At 65.7% G+C, this 19,423-nt stretch carries 14 protein-coding genes and 1 pseudogene; 7 read left to right on the top strand and 8 right to left on the bottom strand.

Going from position 1 to position 19,423, the window contains the following annotated elements; all coding sequences use genetic code 11:
* Window positions 1-9: 9 nt before the first annotated feature.
* The 5 genes and pseudogenes from VL752_RS20890 to ispF all read right to left on the bottom strand — a co-directional run.
* Window positions 10-1,062 carry a hypothetical protein gene (locus VL752_RS20890; RefSeq protein WP_325358351.1) on the bottom strand — a complete coding sequence of 351 codons (1,053 nt, stop codon included), beginning with the start codon at window positions 1,060-1,062 and terminating at the stop codon, window positions 10-12.
* Between the two features lie 140 nt (window positions 1,063-1,202).
* Window positions 1,203-2,033 carry an inositol monophosphatase family protein gene (locus VL752_RS20885; protein WP_325358349.1) on the bottom strand — a complete coding sequence of 277 codons (831 nt, stop codon included), beginning with the start codon at window positions 2,031-2,033 and terminating at the stop codon, window positions 1,203-1,205.
* 15 nt (window positions 2,034-2,048) lie between these two features.
* Window positions 2,049-2,615: an elongation factor P gene (gene efp, locus VL752_RS20880; protein ID WP_325358347.1), complete on the bottom strand. Its 567-nt coding sequence runs from the start codon at window positions 2,613-2,615 to the stop codon at window positions 2,049-2,051.
* 67 nt (window positions 2,616-2,682) lie between these two features.
* Window positions 2,683-3,708, bottom strand: coding sequence for a lysine-2,3-aminomutase-like protein (locus VL752_RS20875; RefSeq protein ID WP_325358345.1), 1,026 nt, complete (start codon window positions 3,706-3,708; stop codon window positions 2,683-2,685).
* A gap of 10 nt (window positions 3,709-3,718) precedes the next feature.
* Window positions 3,719-4,219, bottom strand: a pseudogene (gene ispF, locus VL752_RS20870) (2-C-methyl-D-erythritol 2,4-cyclodiphosphate synthase); the annotation flags it as partial.
* A gap of 124 nt (window positions 4,220-4,343) precedes the next feature.
* Here ispF and dusB point away from each other — a divergent pair.
* From dusB to VL752_RS20845, 5 genes are all read left to right on the top strand, one after another.
* Window positions 4,344-5,420, top strand: a complete 1,077-nt coding sequence (gene dusB / locus VL752_RS20865) for a tRNA dihydrouridine synthase DusB (protein WP_325358343.1) — start codon at window positions 4,344-4,346, stop codon at window positions 5,418-5,420.
* Window positions 5,417-6,577 carry a two-component system sensor histidine kinase NtrB gene (locus VL752_RS20860; RefSeq protein WP_325358341.1) on the top strand — a complete coding sequence of 387 codons (1,161 nt, stop codon included), beginning with the start codon at window positions 5,417-5,419 and terminating at the stop codon, window positions 6,575-6,577. The genes dusB and VL752_RS20860 overlap by 4 nt, the downstream gene beginning before the upstream one ends.
* Window positions 6,574-8,019, top strand: a complete 1,446-nt coding sequence (ntrC, locus tag VL752_RS20855) for a nitrogen regulation protein NR(I) (RefSeq protein ID WP_325358339.1) — start codon at window positions 6,574-6,576, stop codon at window positions 8,017-8,019. The genes VL752_RS20860 and ntrC overlap by 4 nt, the downstream gene beginning before the upstream one ends.
* A gap of 156 nt (window positions 8,020-8,175) precedes the next feature.
* Window positions 8,176-10,440, top strand: coding sequence for a sensor histidine kinase NtrY-like (locus tag VL752_RS20850; protein WP_325358337.1), 2,265 nt, complete (start codon window positions 8,176-8,178; stop codon window positions 10,438-10,440).
* On the top strand, window positions 10,430-11,821 hold the full coding sequence (locus VL752_RS20845; RefSeq protein ID WP_325358335.1) for a sigma-54-dependent transcriptional regulator: 1,392 nt from the start codon (window positions 10,430-10,432) through the stop codon (window positions 11,819-11,821). Before VL752_RS20850 ends, VL752_RS20845 begins: the two co-directional genes overlap by 11 nt.
* A gap of 62 nt (window positions 11,822-11,883) precedes the next feature.
* Here the strand turns inward: VL752_RS20845 and VL752_RS20840 are convergent, their stop codons facing one another.
* On the bottom strand, window positions 11,884-15,720 hold the full coding sequence (locus VL752_RS20840) for a glycosyltransferase (RefSeq protein WP_325358333.1): 3,837 nt from the start codon (window positions 15,718-15,720) through the stop codon (window positions 11,884-11,886).
* Between the two features lie 458 nt (window positions 15,721-16,178).
* Window positions 16,179-17,057 (bottom strand): ATP-binding protein, encoded by an 879-nt coding sequence (locus tag VL752_RS20835; protein WP_325358331.1) that lies wholly within the window; start codon window positions 17,055-17,057, stop codon window positions 16,179-16,181.
* A 266-nt stretch (window positions 17,058-17,323) separates the two neighbouring features.
* Between VL752_RS20835 and yajC the strand changes: the two genes are divergently transcribed.
* Window positions 17,324-17,692 (top strand): preprotein translocase subunit YajC, encoded by a 369-nt coding sequence (gene yajC, locus VL752_RS20830; protein ID WP_325358329.1) that lies wholly within the window; start codon window positions 17,324-17,326, stop codon window positions 17,690-17,692.
* 73 nt (window positions 17,693-17,765) lie between these two features.
* Here yajC and VL752_RS20825 read toward each other — a convergent pair whose 3' ends face one another.
* Entirely contained in the window at window positions 17,766-18,374 is a 609-nt protein-coding gene (locus VL752_RS20825; protein ID WP_325358328.1) for a superoxide dismutase, read from the bottom strand.
* Window positions 18,375-18,624: 250 nt separating this feature from the next.
* Between VL752_RS20825 and VL752_RS20820 the strand changes: the two genes are divergently transcribed.
* Window positions 18,625-19,419, top strand: a complete 795-nt coding sequence (locus VL752_RS20820; RefSeq protein WP_325358326.1) for a squalene/phytoene synthase family protein — start codon at window positions 18,625-18,627, stop codon at window positions 19,417-19,419.
* The last annotated feature ends 4 nt before the right edge of the window (window positions 19,420-19,423 follow it).

Here is a 19,423-nt window from a genome sequence, read left to right as displayed (position 1 = left end):
AGAACCTGCTCAGGGTGCGGAGGATGGCGGAGTATGCCCGGGCGCGGGCGGGATGGCGACCACTTCCACCCGGTCGGGCGGGGTGCCGCCGGCATTGCCGCGGGCGAGGAGACGGACCTGGTTCGGCTTGGCGCCGGCGGCCAGCAGTACGGACTGGACGGTCCGGGCGCGCTCCAGCGCAATGCGGCGCGGGGTGGACGGATCGTCGTCTCCGGCGGGCACGGAGGCGAAGGCCTGCACCGAATATTGCGCCTCCGGGCCGTAACGATGGACGAAGGCGGTAAGCATGGCGCTCTCGGCCGCCGGTAGATCGGTATCCTGCCCGGAATAGGGCAGTGTCATGCGGTCCGCGCCCGAGGGCAGGGCGTTGGGGAGCGCATTGCCTTTGGTCTGCCCCTGGGTGGGTGCCGCTGGGGGGGCGGCCGCAGCCTTGGGTTGCGTCGCGGCAGGCGCCGGTGGTGGCGCTCCGGGCAAAGCGAGGGGAGCGCCCGGCGGATTGGCAGACTTTGCAGGAGGTTGAGGCGCAACCGCTTGCGGTACGACGGGCGGGGCGGGTGGCGCGCCACGGGGCAGGGCAACGGAGGCGCCGGCCGGATTGGCAGGCACCGCCGCCGGCTGAGCCGCTTTCGGCTGAGCGGCTTTGGGTGGAGGCGCGGCCGGCGGAGCGACGGGTTTGGGCTTGGCCGGAATGGGCGGTGCTGCGCCGGGCAGGGTCGGCAAGGTCGTGAAGGAGGGGCCGAGTCCTTTCTGCTGTTCCGTGGGGCCGGTCGCCGCAGCAGGTGGAGAGGGCGCGGCCGATTCCGGCGACTTCGGCGCCGACGCCGTTCCCGTCTCCTGGTGCGTCCTTCCTTGGCCCGTCTTATGATGCGTCGCTTTATGCGCGGGCCGCGCATGATGCGCCGGCCCGGGGCGTGCCCCCCGCGGCGGGGCGGGCAGGACGGGACTGCCGAGCGCGTTGAGCGCGTTCGGATCCACGCTCACCTGCGCCATGGCGGGCGCGGCCGCTGGAAGCGGCAGGGCGAGGGTAGCGGTCGCGAGCAGGAATGAGTGGAAGCGGCGCATGTCCTTGCGCCTTTACGGCAGTTTGAACGCCACGGCGAGGGGGGCGGGCGCCCCTTTTCCGCCTTTCCTTCCGAGGCTTGGCGGGAAAGTCTCCAGATGGCTGCCAAGAGCGGGCTGAGCGCGCCGCCCTGACAGGAAGGTCAGGCCTTGCCGGCGGTGGTGACGCCGTCGGCGACGACGGCGAGCAGCTTCGGATGGAGGAGCGGATTGGCGGCCACGAGTTCGTCTTCCACGATCTCGTCCCCCGCAGGGGTGGTGACATAGCCGCCGGCCTCGCGGACGAGCAGGATACCGGCCGCAATATCCCAGGGCTTCACGCCGATCTCCCAATAGCCGTCGAAGCGGCCGGCCGCGACCCAGGCGAGGTCAAGGGAGGCGGCGCCGAAGCGGCGGATACCCGCTACCTGCGGCATCAGGGTGCTGAGCGTGCGGGCGAAGGCGAGGCGTTGGCGCTGCGTGGTGACGGCGAAGGGAATGCCGGTCGCGAAGACTGCCTGGCTAAACTCACGGCGGGAAGCGACCCGCAGCCGGCGCTCGTTCATGAAGGCGCCGGAGCCCTTTTCGGCCCAGAACATCTCATCCGTGCAGGGTGCGTAAATGAGACCGGCATTGGTCTCGATCGTGCCGTCTGCCAGCCGCCGTTCAAGGCCGATCGAAATCGACCAATGCGGCATGCCATGCAGAAAGTTGGTCGTGCCGTCGAGCGGGTCCACCACCCAGCGCCAGGTCCAATTGTCGCCGCCCGAGGCGCCGGATTCCTCCATGAGGAAAGCATAGCCCGGCCGGGCCTTGGCGAGCTCCTGACGGATTGTCGCCTCGGCGCGGAGATCGGCCTGCGAGACGAAGTCAGACGGACCCTTGATGCTGACCTGCAGCTGCTCCACCTCGCTGAAGTCGCGGAGGAGTTGCTTGGCCGCCTTCTGGGCGGCGTTGGCCATGATGGTCAGATGGGCGGAGAGGCGCGCGGCCATGACTGTTTCCGCCCGTTAGGACTTGGCTCGCTCGACGTAAGAGGCATCTTCCGTGCGGACGACGATGCGCTCTCCACTCTCAATGAAGGGCGGCACCATGGTCTTCACGCCGTTCGAGAGGATGGCCGGCTTGTAGGAACTGGCGGCAGTCTGGCCCTTCACCACCGGATCGGCCTCGACGATTTCGAGCACGACGGAAGCGGGGAGATGGATGCCGACGGCCTCGCCTTCGACGAGATCGAGCTCGACCTGCATATTGTCCTGGAGGAAGGCGACGCCCTCACCGAGCAACTCGGCCGGGATCATCACCTGCTCATAGGTTTCCTTGTCCATGAGGACCAGATTGTCGCCATCGGTATAGGAGTAGAGATAATCCTTGTTGTCGGTCATCAGACGCTCGACCGTATCGGCAGTACGCCAACGCTCGTTCGTCTTGTTGCCGGTCTTCAGGTCGCGCATTTCGACCTGGATGAAAGCGCCGCCTTTGCCAGGAGTGATGATCTGCTGCTTGAGGACGGTCCAACGGCGTCCTTCATGCTCGATCACCTGGCCGGCGCGGATAAGGTTCGCCTGCTGCTTCATCGGACTTCTCGATTATCGTCTGGATTGGAGGCGGGGCTTGTAACCTCTCATCCACCGGGGAGCAAGCTCAACGGACTGCGTGCAGCCTATGGGTGATACCCGCGGGGTCGCGCACCTCCGCCTGGGAGGAGAGGTAATCCGGTCCGATCGGGACCTTGCCGTGGCCGCCCGGAATATCCAGCACATAGGTCGGCCAGGCGAGGCCGGTGACACGGCCACGCAACTGCCGCAGCAGGGCCTGACCCTCCGCAATCGGCACATGGAAGCGCGCGGTGCCGGGGGCGGGGTCCAGCTGGTGCAGGTAATAGGGTTTCACGCGCGCCGCGAGCATCGCGCGGAACAATCCTTCAAGCGCCTCTGCGCTGTCGTTCACGCCGCGCAGCAGGACGGACTGGCCGAGCACCGGGATGCCCCGCGCCTGTATGCGGCGCAGCGCGGCACGCCCCTCGGGCGTGAATTCCCTGGCGTGGTTGGCATGCACTACCAGCCAGACGGCGCGGTCGACATCCAGCGCCTCGGCCATCGGCTCCGTCAGCCGTTCAGGCGCCGTCAGCGGCAGACGGGAATGGAGGCGGATCGTCTCGACATGCGGGATCACGGCCAGCCGCCGCATGATTGCCGCCATGCGGCGGGGAGAGAGCATCAGCGGATCGCCGCCCGTCAGGATGACTTCACGGAGTTCCGGCCGGGATTCGATATAGCCGAAGGCCGCCTCAAGCTGCGCCTCGTTCAGCAACCCGCCGTCCGGACCCACATGCTCCCGCCGGAAGCAGAAGCGACAATAGACGGGGCAGACGAGCAGTGGCTTCAGAAGCACCCGGTCGGCATAGCGATGGACGATGCCGGGGAGGGGGGAGAGGGCGTCGTCGCCAATCGGGTCGGCCCGCTCATGCGGCGCTTCCACCAGCTCCTCCCCATCGGGCACGAATTGTCGGCCGATCGGGTCATCCGGGCTTTCTATAAGCTGGCGGACGGTTTCGGGGATGGCGACGGCATAGCGCGCGCCCACAGCGGTCAGCGCCGCGCGGTCGGCTTCTGTCGCCAGGCCCGCGCGGATTAGCCCTTCCATGTCCCTGATGGTGGCGGCGCCCATGACGGGTGCCTCAACCGATATCCGCGAAAGGCACGAGGATCGAGACCGCCGCCATGCAGGCGATGCCTTCGCGCCGTCCGGTGAAGCCAAGCTTCTCCGTTGTCGTCGCCTTGACCGAGATACGGCCCAAGGGAACGCCCAGGAGATCGGCCAGGCGCGCGCGCATGGCCGGGGCATGGGGCGTGATCTTCGGTTGCTCGCAGATGAGCGTCACATCGGCATTGACGAGCAGGCCGCCGCGTCCGGCGATCCGCTCTGCCGCATGCCGCAGGAAGCGTGCGCTGTCGGCATCCTTCCACTGCGCTTCGGAGGGCGGGAAATGGCGGCCGATATCGCCATCCGCCAGCGCACCATAAATTGCGTCGCAGAGCGCGTGGATGCCGACATCGGCATCCGAATGCCCGGCCAATCCCTTCTCGTGCGGCACCTCGACTCCGCAGAGGATGAGCGGCCGCCCCGCTTCCAGGACATGCACATCATAGCCCGAGCCGCTGCGCGTCAGGAAACTGGGGAGAGAAGAGGCATTCGTCATGGGTCACCATGGAGGGCGGGGATTACAGAGGGCGCAAACTCGTCTCTGCCCGATTGCGCGTCAACCCGCTGGTGCTGTATCTGCACAATACATGGGCAATCGAATGATTCTGGATCAAGCCGCGCCGCTTTCGGCGCTGAAGCCGATCGCGCTCGGCGGTCATGGCAATCCCGTGATCGAAACTCCGGTGATTCTCGCGCCAATGTCGGGCGTCACAGATCTTCCGTTCCGCAGGCTCGCGCGCGACCTGGGCGCAGGGCTCGTGGTCTCAGAGATGATCGCCTCCTGGGCGATGGTGCGGGAAAATCAGGCAACCCTGCGCATGGCGCGGGTCGCGGAGGGCGGCGGCCCGAATTCGGTCCAGCTGGCGGGCTGCGACCCCCAGGCGATGGCGGAGGCCGCGAAAATCGCCGTCGGCCATGGCGCCAATATCGTCGACATCAATTTCGGCTGCCCCGTGAAGAAGGTCGCCGTCGGCCAGATGGCAGGCTCGGCCCTGATGCGGGATGAGGCGGGCGCCGCCCGCATTCTGGAAGCGACGGTGCGCGCCGTCGACGTGCCGGTCACGCTCAAGATGCGCATGGGCTGGGACCATAACAGTCTGAACGCGCCGCGGCTGGCCAAGATAGCGGAAGAGAGCGGCATCCGCATGCTGACCGTGCACGGCCGCACGCGGCAGATGTTTTATACCGGCCAAGCTGACTGGGCCTTCATCCGGCAGGTGAAGGAAGCGGTCACGCTGCCCGTCATCGCGAATGGCGACATCATCGTGGAGGAGGATGCGGCGGAAGCGCTGCGCCTTTCGGGCGCAGACGGCGTCATGATTGGCCGCGGCTGCTACGGTCGGCCCTGGTTCCTGAACAATGTCGCGCATTTCCTGCAAACGGGTGAGACGATCCCCGAGCCCGATCTCGCATCGCGCAAGGCGATCCTGCTCACCCATTACGATCTGATGCTGAGCCATTTCGGCGAGATTCCCGGCCTCCGCCTCGCGCGGAAACACCTCGCCTGGTATTCCCGCGGCCTCCCGGGTTCGGCCGATTTTCGCTCGCAGGTGATGCGGGCCGCGGAGCGCCCGACCGTGATGGCCCTGATCGATGCTTTTTTCGACCCGTTGATCGCGCGCGGGTTCCAGGCCCCGACGCCCGATAAATCCGTAGTCCTGGCAGAGGCGGCATGAGCGCAGTAACCAAGGCTGTTCGGCGCACGGTTCTCTCCGTCGTCAGGCGAAACCCAGTGCCCTCATCGCAATTACCCGAGGCGGCGACGATCCTTTCGGCCCTGCCTGTCGCCGTCGTCGTGCTCTCGGAGGACAACCGCTTCACTTTCGCCAATTCCGCCGCCGAACAGTTTTTGGGCATTTCGTTCCCGCAGCTTGCTCAAATGTCGTTGGACGACATCCTGCCCGAGGACAGCCCGCTGTTTCTCATGGTCAATCAGCTGCGTACGGGCGCGAGCTCGATCGCGGACCATGACCTTTCCTTCGACGGTCCGCGCCTGCGGAAAGTCGGCATCAGCGTTCAGGGCACGACGCTCGCCGAGGATCCGGGCAGCGTCCTCCTGGTCCTGCAGGACAGCACCACTGTCCGCTCTCTCGACCGGCAGATCGCCGCGCGCAACGCGGCGCGCAGCATCACCGGCATGGCGGCGATCCTGGCGCACGAAATCAAGAACCCGCTCTCCGGCATTCGCGGCGCCGCACAGCTTCTGGAAAGCAGTGTTTCCGAGAACGATCGCGAATTGCCGGTGCTGATCCGGGACGAGGCCGACCGCATCCGCGCCCTGGTCGATCGCATGGAGATTTTCGGCGAAAAGCCGGTGACGATGGAAGCGGTGAATATCCACCGCGTGCTCGAGCATGTCCGCCGCCTGGCCCGCTCGGGTTTCGCGGATACAATCCGCTTCAGCGAAAGCTATGACCCCTCGCTGCCGCCGGTCTGGGGTAACCGCGACCAGCTGGTGCAGGTTCTGCTGAACCTCGTGAAGAACGCGGCCGATTCGCTGGTCGCTTCGGGCGCGGCCGAGGGTGAGGTGACGCTCATCACCCGCTACCAGCATGGACTTCGCCTCGCGAGCCCGACCGCCGACCCGGACAGCCGGGTCGACCTGCCGCTGCTCGTCACCGTGCGGGACAATGGGCCGGGCATCCCGGACGATATCCGCCCGCATCTCTTCGAACCTTTCGTGAGTTCGAAGCCATCGGGGCAGGGGCTCGGCCTCGCCTTGGTCGCCAAGATCATCGCCGACCATGGCGGTCTGATCGAAGTCGAAAGCCGCCCCGGACGCACGGAATTCCGGCTGCATCTGCCGATGCTGGCCGAGGAGGATGACCAATGATGCCGACCGTTCTGATTGCCGACGACGATCGGTCGATTCGTACCGTGCTCACCCAGGCGCTGGGCCGCTCGGGCTATCAGGTCCGCACCACAGGCAACGCCGCGACGCTGTGGCGCTGGGTAGAAGACGGCGAGGGCGATCTCGTGATCACCGACGTCGTCATGCCGGACGAGAACGGGCTCGACCTCATCCCCCGCATCCGCCGCCTGCGGCCGGATCTACGCGTCGTGGTGATGAGCGCGCAGTCGACGCTGATGACGGCGGTCAAGGCGACGCAGCGCGGCGCCTTCGAATATCTACCCAAGCCCTTTGACCTGCGGGAGCTGCTGGCGGTCGTGGACCGCGCGCTCGCGACGCCCACGGCCCCCGGCGACCAGCCGCCGCCCGAACCCTCGGATGCGGATGAGCGCCTGCCGCTGATCGGCCGCAGCGCGGCGATGCAGGAGATTTACCGCACCGTCGCGCGGCTGACGACGACCGACCTCACCGTGATGATCAATGGCGAATCGGGCACCGGCAAGGAGCTGGTGGCGCGCGCCCTGCACGATTACGGCCGCCGTCGGGGCGGCCCCTTCGTCGCCATCAACATGGCTGCGATCCCGCGCGAACTAATCGAGAGCGAACTCTTCGGCCATGAGCGCGGCGCCTTCACGGGTGCCACCAGTCGCAATCAGGGCCGTTTCGAGCAGGCGAGCGGCGGCACCTTGTTCCTGGACGAGATCGGCGACATGCCGCAGGAGGCCCAGACTCGCCTTCTCCGCGTGTTGCAGGAAGGAGAGTTCACCGCGGTGGGTGGCCGCCAGCCGGTGCGGGCCAATGTGCGTATCATCGCCGCGACCCACCGTGACCTGCGCGCTGCCATTCGCCAGGGTCTTTTCCGTGAGGATCTGTTCTACCGCCTTAATGTGGTGCCCATCCGCCTGCCGCCCTTGCGCGAGCGGGTGGAGGACATCCCCCTTCTCGCCCGCCACTTCCTCGACCGCGCGCGGGCCGACGGCCTGCCCTTCAAGGCGCTGGACACCGCGGCCATCGACCGGCTGCGCAGCTATCGCTGGCCGGGCAATGTGCGCGAGCTCGAGAATTTGATGCGCCGCATGGCAGCACTTCATGCCGAGGAGACCATTACCGGGGACTCGCTCGAACGTGAACTGGCCGAAGCCACCGTGCCTCTCGACGAGGACGGGGGCGATGCCTCCGAGCCGCTGGCCCGCGTGATGGAGCGCCATATTCGTCAATTCCTGACGGCGCATGAGGAAGGGCTTGTCGGCAATGACATCTATGACCGCGTGATCGCGGAGGTGGAGCGTCCGCTCATCCAACTCACCTTGCTCGCGACGCGGGGCAACCAGATCAAGGCAGCTGCCATGCTCGGGTTGAATCGCAACACGCTGCGTAAGAAGATTCGTGACCTTGAGGTCCCCGTCGTGCGCGGGGTCGCCTGAGGCGCCGCGGGCGCGGCGGCGACCAAACCTCTGGGGTCTGATCGGTTTGAATTGAACCGCGTGAGCGATTCATCAGAACCGTGAATCAGATCCTGATCAATAAGTTAGAGTGTGATTGTCACGATCGCACTCTAGGAGACGGGTCGACCCTCGCGAATGCTGATCAGCAATACGCCCAACCCCTCCATGTCGCTTGTGGGCGACGAGGGGCCGAACAAGAAATGGCCGCGCTTGCGCTGGGTGCTGCGCATCGTCCTCGGCAAGACGATGACGCTCATCCTCGCGATGGTTGCGCTGCTGCTGGCCTGCGGCACCTTCGTCGTGCTGTCCGGTGGTTCCTCCCTCGGCCTCAGCCACCGCGAGATCATCGCCCTGGTGCCAGCGAATTTCGTGGTCCTCCTGCTGCTCGCGATCGCCGTTTCCGTCCGGCTCGTGCGCGTGTATCTCGAGCGGCGGCGCGGTTCGGCCGGCTCCCGTATCCAGGCACAGCTTGTACTGCTCTTCAGCGTCGTGGCGGTGACCCCCACCATCGTCGTCGCGATTTTCGCAACCGTCTTCTTCCAGCTTGGCATCCAGGCCTGGTTCAACGAGCGGGTGCGCACTGCACTCGACGAGAGCATGCAGGTAGCCCAGGGCTATCTGACCGAGCATAAGGACGAGATCCGGACGGACGCTTTCGCCATGGCGGACGACATGGCTCGCGCTGGCCCCTTCATCACCAGCGACATGCAGAATTTCGGGCAGTTTCTGGAGACCCAGGTCTCGCTGCGCGGGTTGACCGAGGCTGTGATTTTCGTGCCCTCCACCGGCCAGGTCGTGGCTTCCGCCGGCTTCATGGGGGGCATGACGACGGCGCTTCCGCCGCATTGGGCGATTTCCGTGGCGCATAACGGCGATGTGGTGGTGCTGGGATCCAAAGACGGCACGACGGTGAGCGGCCTCGTACAGCTCGCCTCCACTCCGCCGCTCATGCTCATGATCCAGAAGCCGGTCGATCCTTCGATCCTCGCCCATATGGCGCATACGGCGGCGGCGGTGCAGGAATATCACCGGCTGGAATCGAACCGGCACAGCCTGCAAATTACCTTCGTCGTCATCTTCGCCATGGTGGCGCTGCTCGTGCTCTCGGCCTCGGTTCTCGTCGGTCTCGTCTTCGCTCGTCAGATTGCGCGGCCTGTGGGCCGCCTGATCCGCGCTGCCGAGCGCATCCGCTCCGGCGACCTCGCCGTGCGCCTGCCGGAAAGCCGGCGGGAGGACGAGATCGCCGGCCTCACTCGCGCTTTTAATCGCATGACCGGGCAGCTCGATGCGCAGCGTTCCGAACTCATGCAGGCCTATAGCCAGATCGACGAGCGTCGCCGCTTTACCGAAGCCGTGCTCGGCGGGGTTTCCGCCGGCGTCATCGGCCTCGACCAAGGGGGCCGAATCGAACTGCCGAACCGCGCTGCCTCCAACCTTCTCAGCGTCGATCTGATGGCGGCCCTCGGCCGGCCACTGGCGGAGCTGGTACCGGAATTCGAACCTCTCATCGCGACGGTGCGTGCCAATCCGGAGCGACCGCGCCGGGCCGAAGTCGCGATCGGCCCGGCATCTCATCGCCGTCTGCTCAACGTCCGCCTCGGCGCGGAGATGACCGAAGAGCGTGTCGACGGATTCGTCATCACCTTTGACGACATCACGGAACTCGCCTCCGCGCAGCGCAAGGCGGCGTGGTCGGACGTGGCGCGGCGCATTGCGCATGAGATCAAGAATCCGTTGACACCAATCCAGCTTTCCGCCGAGCGTCTCAAGCGCCGCTTCCTGAGTGAAATCCACTCCGATCCCGAAACATTCGTGCAATGCGCCGATACGATCGTGCGGCAGGTCGGCGATATCGGCCGGATGGTCGACGAGTTCTCGGCCTTCGCGCGCATGCCGCAGCCCGTGATCCATGCCGAGGATATCAGCCAGGTGGCGCGGGACGCGCTGATGCTGCAGCAGCATGCGCGGCCGGATATCCGCTTCACGGCCGAGATTCCGGCGGGCGGCGTGATGGCCGCCTGCGACCGGCGGCTGATCGGCCAGGCGCTGACCAATCTTCTGCAGAATGCGGCGGATGCAATTGCAAGCCGCCCCGGCGCCGCGGAAATTGTGCTGACGGTTGCCGAAGTCGGGGCGGAGGTGCATGTCAGCGTGGCCGATGACGGGATCGGTCTGCCGGATGCCGAGCGCGCCCAGCTGACGGAACCTTATGTGACGACCAAGGAAAAGGGCACGGGTCTCGGTCTCGCCATCGTCAAGAAGGTGATGGAGGACCACGAGGGGCGGCTCATTCTGGAGGACCGCAAGCCGGGGCCGGGCGCCGTGGCGACGCTGGTTCTGCCAGCCGAGGCCAAGGCGGAGCAGGCGGAGCTGATCGTGGCGAGGGATGATGGCTGCTGATATTCTGATCGTCGATGACGAACCGGACATCCGGATGCTGATCGACGGCGTGCTGCGGGACGAGGGCTACACCACGCGCCAGGCCGCCAATGCCGACGAAGCGATCAACGCCTTCCAGGCGCGCCGCCCCGGGCTCGTGATCCTCGACATCTGGCTGCGCAACTCCCGACTCGACGGGCTGGGCATTCTCGAAGTCCTCTCCCGGGAGGAGCCGCAGGTGCCGGTGATGATGATCTCCGGCCACGGCACGATCGAGACGGCTGTGACGGCGATTCAGAAAGGCGCCTACGATTTTATCGAGAAGCCCTTCAAGTCCGACCGGCTGCTGCTCATGGTACGCCGAGCTCTGGAAGCCGCGCGCCTGGCCGCGGAGAATGCCGAACTGAAGCTGCGTATCGGCGCGGAGAACAGCCTGCTCGGCGAGAGCGCGCCGATGCAGGCGCTGCGTGGAGCGATTGAGCGCGTGGCGCCCACTGGCTCGCGCGTGCTCATCAGCGGTCCGGCTGGTGTCGGCAAAGAAGTCGCGGCGCGGATGATCCATGCGCTCTCCCGCCGCTCCGACCAGCCCTTCGTGGCGCTCAATTGCGCGACCCTCAATCCGAGTCGCTTCGAGGAGGAACTCTTTGGCATCGAGGCGGTGAACGGACCCAACCGAGAGCCGCGGCGTGCGGGTGTGCTGGAGCGCGCTCATGGCGGGACACTCTTGCTGGACGAGGTGGCCGACATGCCGCTCGACACCCAGGGCAAGATAGTGCGTGCGCTGCAGGTCCACGCCTTCCAGCGTGTCGGCGGATCGTCCCGCGTCAGCGTGGATGTGCGGGTGATCGCGACCACGAACCGCGATCTGCAGGCGGAGATCGCCGCCGGCCGCTTCCGTGAGGATCTCTACTACCGGCTGGCGGTGGTGCCCCTGCTCGTGCCGGCGCTCCGCCAACGCCGCGAAGACGTGCCGATGCTGGCCGAATATTTCCTGGTGCGCGCGGCCGAGAATGCCGGCATGGCGCCGCGGGAACTGGCGCCCGATGCGATTACCGCGCTGCAGGCCTATGACTGGCCGGGCAATGTCCGCCAGCTGCGCAATCTGATGGACTGGCTGCTGATCATGGCGCCGGGGAGTGCTGCCGACCCCATCCGCGCCGACGTACTGCCGCCCGAAATCGGCGCCCACGCGCCCAAGCTGCTCAGCCTGGAATCCGGGGCCGACATGATGGGGCTCACGCTGCGCGAGGCGCGAGACCTCTTCGAGATCCAGTATCTCCAGGCGCAGCTGCTGCGCCTCGGCGGCAATATCAGCAAGACGGCGGCCTTCGTCGGCATGGAGCGTAGCGCGCTGCACCGGAAGCTGAAGCAACTCGGCGTGACGATCGACGAGCGGGGGTGATGCGCCTGGGTTCTGCGCGCCCGCGCGTGGCAGACCCTTGTCAGGGCCTGGCGCCTTGAACCTCAAGCGGCCTGACCGTCGATCGGTGCTGCCACCCGCTCGTCCTCCCGCCTCCGCGGGTGGGCGGCGAGCCCGACATAGAGTGCCGCGAGCGTGCGCGCCTGATCTTCCGAGCGCCGCAGCGGTGGTGTCTGTTCGAGCGGTCCGAGATAGCGCGCCGGGTTCTCGTCGATCTTGCGGAGCGTGTCCCGCAGATGCTCGAAGTGGTCGGCCGGGACGATGAAGCCGCAGCCCGGCGTCACATCCGCGCTGATGGCGCCGCGATCGGAGACCACAACCCAGCAGCCGGCCTGCAGCGCTTCGCGCACGACGAGACCGAAACTCTCCGGCCACACGGAGGGTGCCAGCAGTACATCGACGTCCCGGTAGAGATCGGCGATGCGGGACTGCGGGGTTTTGCCGCGGAAGGTGACCGGCGTCGTGCCCCAGGTGGTCGTGGTTTCCTGCCCGGGCAGCATGGCGTGGTCGATAACGAGCAGGTCGAGATGATGGAATTGCCCGTCGGTGAGGGCCGCCTGAACCAGCGGATAGCCTTTGTGCAGACCCATGCCGCCGATATGGGCGAGACGGACCCGGCCTGAGGGCGACGGGCTGCGTGGCTGGAAGGCGATGGGCGCCAGGCCGTTCTCGATGACGCGCGGACGGCGCAGGCCGGTTCGCTCGTAGAGTGCTGCGAAGGGCGCTGAGACGGTCAGGACTTCCGCGGCGCCGTCGATCACGTGGCGGAAGAGCTGCATGCGGGAAAGTCGCCCGCCGCCATGCTTTGCAGCTTCCTGAAGCGGCTTGCGATAGTCATACAGCGAAACCGACCCGCTTTCGTCGACCAGGAACTGGTGGTCGGATATCCACCATCCGTCATGCACGGAAATGATATAGGGAATCTTGCGCCGGAGCGGCACATCGCAGATCGCTGCCGTCAGGCGCTGCAGGCAGTGGAAATGGACGACATCGGGCTGGAACCGGTCGATGCAGGCCTCGAAAGCCGCGACCATTTGCTCGTCCCGAATGCGGTGGTCGATGTCCGGGTCGTCGGGTGTCGTGACGGAATGGACCGGGATACCGTTCCAGAGGTTGGTGGCGCTGCGATACGCCTGATGCGAGCCCTCCATTCCAGCAAAAACTTCAATCTCGAGACTGTCTCCGAACAGCTGCTGGAGATCGCGAGCATTGTCGGCGACGACCCGCGTTGCGCCGCCAACCGCCTGGGGCGGGAAGTAGACGTTGACGAGAAGGACACGGGTGCGACGCGATGCCACCCGCGCTTTGCCCGGTCGATGCCCAATGATCCTGCCGAGCTTCTGGGCCATCGCGACTCTGCCGTATTTGCGCACCACATGGTCGTGAGCCGCGCGCCCGACGGAACGCCGCAACTCAGGATCGGAGATGAGCCGGGTCAGAGCCCTGTGCCAGGCATCGGCTTCGGTTGCGAGGAGACCGGTCCGCCCGTCCTCGATCGCCTGCCGATAGGTCTCGGTCGGCGTCGCGACGGAGGGGATCCCGAGGAGGGCTGCTTCCAGCCATTTGATCTCGCTCTTGCAGTCCGCGATGAGGCCTGGCTTCAGCACGGCGATGTTGATGTCCGCGGTGGCGAGAACCTGCCAATAGAGCGCAATGTCCCAAATGGGATCGATGCGGGTGATGCGCGCGCGGAAGGCGGCGAAGGCGGGTGGCAAAGTCAGGTAGCCGATGATGAGGAGATCGACCTTGGCGTTCTCGTGGAGGATGCGCAGCAGCGCGGGCGCTGCGAAAAGATCGAAATCTTCATTATGGGCTGCCGTGCCGCTGCCGTAGACGATTCTGATCCGATCATCCGCGGCGCGGTGCGGGGGGTACCGCAGGAGCGTCTCGTGCGGGCTGTGCAAGGCATTGTGATGCACGAAAACCCGCCGCTCGCCCATGACCGTGGCCATCTGCCGCGCGAGCGCCGGCGTGGAGGCGATGGCAAAGTCGCAAAGCTCCATCGCCGTGCGCAGCTGCGCCGGCGCGATGACGAGGGTGGCGTAGAGCGAGCGCGAGATCTGATTGCCGTAGCTTTCGAAAGACTCGGGGAAGCGCGCCGGGTCGAACATGAGATCGTCGATCTCGTAGAAACTCGGCTTGCCGGCGGCCCGCGTCGCGTCGATCGCTTCAATGACGTCAGGTGTCGCTGTGACGCGGTAGAAGACGACGACATCGAACTGATCGAGTCGGCGGACGAACTCAGCCGTCTCGCAGTGGAAGTCGAAGATCGTGGTCTCTATGCCAAGCTCTTCGAACTGCTCGCGCTTCTGTTCGACGCGGTAGAAGCGGCATTGGTTGAGGCCGAGATCGGCGACGAGCGCCACCGACGCGACCTCCCGCCGGGGCACTTCTTCCAGCCGCTCAGGGACTGCGATCATCAGCCGGATCAGCGCCATCGCCTGGGCGATGACTGATCGGGCTTCATCCTCGAAGCCGTTCTCGCCAAGCCAGAGCGCCTGAGCGCGAAGAGTATCGTAGCCACTGCGGCAAATGTCGCGCAGCCGGCGCTGAACGCCGAGATCGCCCGGCCTTTTGTCGGCCAGCGCGCGCACGGCCATCGCCGCTTGCTGCCATTCCCGAAGCTCGATGAGGCAGCTGGCAAGGTTGAGAAAGGTCCAGGTGGTCTCGAAACCGGTCTGGATCAGCCTGCGGTACTCGCTTGCCGCATTGTGCCAATCACCAAGGCGAAACAGGCAGTCGGCATAATGCCGCCGCGCCGTCACATGATCGGGATCGGCGCGCAAGGTTTCCTGATAGATCAACTGAGCCCGGGGAAGGTGCCCGGCGATGGCCTGAAGGTCGGCGGCCGCACGAAAGAGATCAGCATTGCCGCGGCTCAGCTGGGTACCCCCACGTCCCTCGGCAATGCCGTTCAGAACGCAATGCTGCAAAAGCCGCCAGGGCCCGACGATGATTGCTGCCAGATCGGGGTTCGCCATTCCATAGATCGCCGGCTTGAACCCTTCCGGATAGCGATCGGTCTTGTGAAGCAGGAGTTTAGACAGGAACTTGGTGCGATTCGGCGCCTCATCCCGCCCCAGGCCAAGGCTGAGCCAATGCCGGTAGCTTTCGAAATCCGACAATTCGGTGAGATCGCGGTTGATCTCGCGGTAGAAGGCGGCATCGAAGACCATGTCGAAGCTGATCGGAGCACAGGCCGGCATGCCTCGGAACACGAAATGATGGAGGCATTGAGCCTTGCGACGCAGGCCTAGACCGCTGTGGAAGATAATGTAGTCGGTTGTGCTGAAGACCGGAAGGATACTGTCCGCCGTGAGTCCGACTGAGGCCAGCATATCCTTCGCTGTTTCAAACGCGGGGGTTTCCCCTTTCAGCACCGCTGCGCGCAGGTTGCGACTGTAGGATGAATCGTCATCCAGATAGAGTTCCCGGACGAAATCCCGATCTTGGGGTCGATAGGCGAGGCCCCGGTCGCGGCCAATGCCGAGATAATGCGCCTGCGCATCAAGATCTGATGCTGCCTCCGGCAGCGATTGCGGATAGAGCAGGTGGTAGAGCGCGGCGTCAAAATCAGATGGCAACAGACAACCACGTGTTCTGAAGGTCTCAATGAGCTGAACCGCATTGGGAAAGCGGCCTTCGGCACGCCCGAAGACGTGCCAATGTTTGGTGGCTTCGTTTGCCGTCAGGCTGCGCAGATCCTCATAGAAACCGCGATAGAAGTCGACGCAGAGTCCGTCGGTCGGGAGAGATGCCGCTCCGGCAGCTGGATCGCTTGCGGGTGCCGCCTGGCTGCGTGCGGGCGACGGAATCGGCAAGGCCACCCGTGCGGAGGCGGTGGTGAGTGGACGGGCTTTCTTGCGCGCTCTCAGGCTCATGGATGAATGACGGCCTTCAAGGGGAACCGGAACGGGGATGGAGGTCAGTCTTGGTCGGGAGGCTGAGCGCTTCCGTCTTTGGCTGCGACAGAAGACGGCCTTGGATGGGCGCTAAGGCAGAGTCTCCCGGTTCATGGGAAGGCACGGTCACGATCTTTAAGCGTATAACCTCTAACAATTTCTTAATTGTTGCCGGGGCGCTGGCGCGCCCTGTCTTGGTTGCTTAGATTATATGTAACGGAATGACAACAAAAATTCTTTGGCCTGCCATGGATCGTTTCTCGAGGCAGGTCGCGCGAGACGCAGGGGAGGCGAGCTGCTTCCACAAAATCTTGCGAAAGCGAAACAAATTTGAGGGATTCGCTGAAGGTGTAGAGTCCGAAACGGCGCGTGCGCTCCTCTGGGCAGAGCGGGGGCAACAACGACGGCCGGACGGTCCGGCCGTCGTTGCGCGGTCGTCAGTCCAGGTTGCCCGTGACCGCGATCCCGAGGCTCCCCGCCACGTCCTGAATATACTGCCAGGCGACACGTCCGGAGCGGCCGCCGCGGGTGACCGACCATTCCACCGCCCCGGCCCGCAACGCCTCCGTCTCGATTGGCAGCTGCAGAGCTTTGGCGTAGCCCTCGATCATTGCAAAGAAGGTCGGCTGGTCGCAGTTGTGGAAGCCGATCCAGAGGCCGAAGCGATCAGAGAGAGACACCTTCTCCTCGATCGCCTCACCAGGGTTGATCGCGGTCGCGCGCTCATTGTCGATCATGTCCCTCGGCATCAGATGCCGACGATTGCTGGTGGCATAGAACAGAACGTTATCGGGACGGCCCTCGATGCCGCCGTCGAGCACCGATTTCAGCGCCTTGTAGTCGGCATCCTCCTTTTCGAAGGAAAGATCGTCGCACAGAAGGACGAAGCGCGCGGCCCGGCCGCGCAGCAGGTTCAAGAGCTCGGGCAGGGTCTTGAGGTCGTCGCGGTGGATCTCGATGAGCTTGAAGGGGCTGACGCCGGCGCCCCTGTCTTCTGCCGCCACGGCCGCATGGGCGGCTTTGACGAGCGAGGATTTACCCATGCCGCGCGCGCCCCAGAGCATGGCGTTGTTCGCGGGCAGGCCGCGCGCGAAGCGACGGGTATTCTCAAGGATGATGCCCTTCTGCTGTTCGACCCCCTGGATGAGGGCGATTGGCAGCCGGGAGATATGCGGCACGGGGGCCAGCCGCCGCTCGGCCGGCTGCCACATGAAGCCCTCGGCGGCCGAGAGATCCGGTGCGCTCGCCGGCGGCGGCGCCAAGCGCTCGAGCGCGCCCGCGATACGGGTCAGGAGATCGGTGAGCGAGGCATCCATCGGGCACTTCCGTCGATTAGCAGGTGAAACAGCCGGCGGCACTGCCAGCGGGGCAAGACCTCGGGCCGCAAAAGGGAGCGGTTTCCTATTGAAAAGGATAGGCAATTTCCGACAAGGCTGGTTCCAGGCCTGAACAAGGCTTGACGGCGGGGGCCCGCGCCCTATGGTCCGGCCGCATTGGAGCCGGCTTGTCGGCGGCGATATTCTTCGCTGATCCCGCCTCGCGACCTTGGCTTCGCCACTCTGTCACGGAACCGGATGCCCGCATGCACCTGATTTCACCGGCTTTCGCCCAGTCGCTCGGCGGTAGCTCCTCTCTGGGCAGCTTGGCGCAGTTCGCGCCGCTCGTCCTCATTTTCGGCGTCTTCTATTTCATCCTGATCCGGCCGCAGCAGCAGAAGCAAAAGGCGCTGAAGGCAAGCCTGGCCGCCATGAAGCGCGGTGACCGGGTCGTGACCTCCGGTGGCATCCTGGGCGTCGTGCAGAAGACCCGCGAAGGCTCGGACGAGATCGAGGTCGAGATCGCTCCGAATGTCCGCGTCACCGTGCTGCGTTCGACCATCTCGGCCATCATCAAGCCGGTCGTCGCCAACGACGCTAAGGCGACGCCGCAGCCCCCCGCCAAGACCGGCTGAGCCGGGGCGCAGCGCCCAAAGAAAAAGCCCGGACGCGCGCGCGTCCGGGCTTTTTTGTGTGCGCGCGGCCGGATCAGGCGGCGGCGAGTTCGGCCTCGGCGAATTCGTAGTTCGCGAGCTTGTCCAGATAGTTGGTGACATAGTCCGGACGGCGGTTGCGGAAGTCGAGGTAGTAGCTGTGTTCCCAGACATCCAGGCCGAGGAGGGCCTTACCTTCGCCCGTCGCGAGCGGGTTGGAGCCGTTCGGGGTCTTGGTCACTTTGAGCTTGCCGTCGGCGGCGAGCACGAGCCAGGCCCAGCCGGAGCCGAACTGCGTGGTGGCCGCCGTCTTGAAGGCGTCCTTGAAGGCCTGAACCGACCCGAAATCTTCATTGATCTTGGTCTCGAGCTTGCCCGGCAGCTTGCCGCCGGTGGCCGCGAGGTTCTTCCAGAACAGGATGTGGTTCCAATGCTGGCCGGCATTGTTGAAGACCGGGGCGAGGTCGCTCTGGCCATAGGAGAGCTTCACGATCTCCTCGAGGGACTTGCCCTGCAGCGCGGGGTTTTTCTCAACGAAGCCGTTAAGCGCCGTGACATAGGCCTGATGGTGCTTGCCGTGATGCAGTTCCAGGGTTTCTTGGCACATGCCGGCCCCGGCGAGGGCCGAGACGTCATAGGGCAGTGCGGGAAGCTCGAAAGCCATGATGCGCTCCATTGGTTTTGGTGGCTGAGGGCAAGCGTCGCGGCGGATAAGCCACGGCCGCCCGGTCGCCGTTAACCTTATGCCGAGGGCGGGCAGCGTCAACCCATGGTCGGCGGCTAGCGTGTGATCGTATCAGATCGAAGGGGAGCCGCTTCGATCCGAGCCCTCCATCACACTCTAAGTTTATCAGAGCCTCGCCTTCGTTCCCCGCTTCTTGCTATCGGGCAGCCGCCGGTCCATCACGCGGCCCATGCTGTCTCCCCTTGGCGAATCGCTGCGCCGACACGATCCGGACCGTTTCCTGACCCTGCTTTTCGCGCCGACGGAGCTGCGGGAGCGGCTCGTCATCCTCTATGCCTTCAACCACGAACTCGCGCGCGCACGCGAGGTGACGAGCCAGAACCTGCTCGCCCTCATGCGCCTGCAATGGTGGCGTGAGGTCGTGGAGGGGGAGGCGAAGCCGGGCGAGCTATCGACCCCGCTGCGAACCTTGATTCGGGAGGGCGTGTTCGACCGCGCGCCACTTCTGGCGATGATCGAGGCGCGCGAGGCGGAGATCGACGGCGCTTTTCCGACGCTCGAGGATTGGCGGCAGTGGCTGTTGCAGGGTACGGGCAGCCTCGCCGTTGTGGCGGGCCGCGCGCTGGGCGTCACCCAGGCCGGGATGCTGGAAGGGCTGCGCCTGCGCGGCGCCGCCTATGGCGTGGCGGGGCTGCTCCGCGCCCGCTTCGCGCTCGCGGCTCAGGGCCACGCGCCCTGGCCCGCAGACCTGCTGGAGGCGGCGGGGCTGATCCCGGAAGCCGCCGCCGCCCACCCGCTGGACCCCGCGCTGATGCCGGTTCTCGGCCAACTGCGTGCGCAGGGCGAGGCTTGGCTCGCCGAGGCGCGGCGCCTGCCGCGGCCGCCGCGCAGCGCCGTCGCTGCGGCGCTTCCTGCCATCCTCGCCGCGCGCGATCTGCGCCAGCTCGCGCTACAGCCCGTGGGGCTGCGCGGCTTCGGGGACCGTTTTGCAGTGACGCGCGCCGGGTTTCTCGGCCGCGCGTAGCCGC

It is taken from the genome of Acidisoma sp., assembly GCF_035492295.1.
Classification (GTDB): Bacteria; Pseudomonadota; Alphaproteobacteria; order Acetobacterales; family Acetobacteraceae; genus Acidisoma.
The sequence above is the reverse complement of the archived record's forward strand: the minus strand, read 5'-3'. Positions and strand labels throughout refer to the sequence as shown.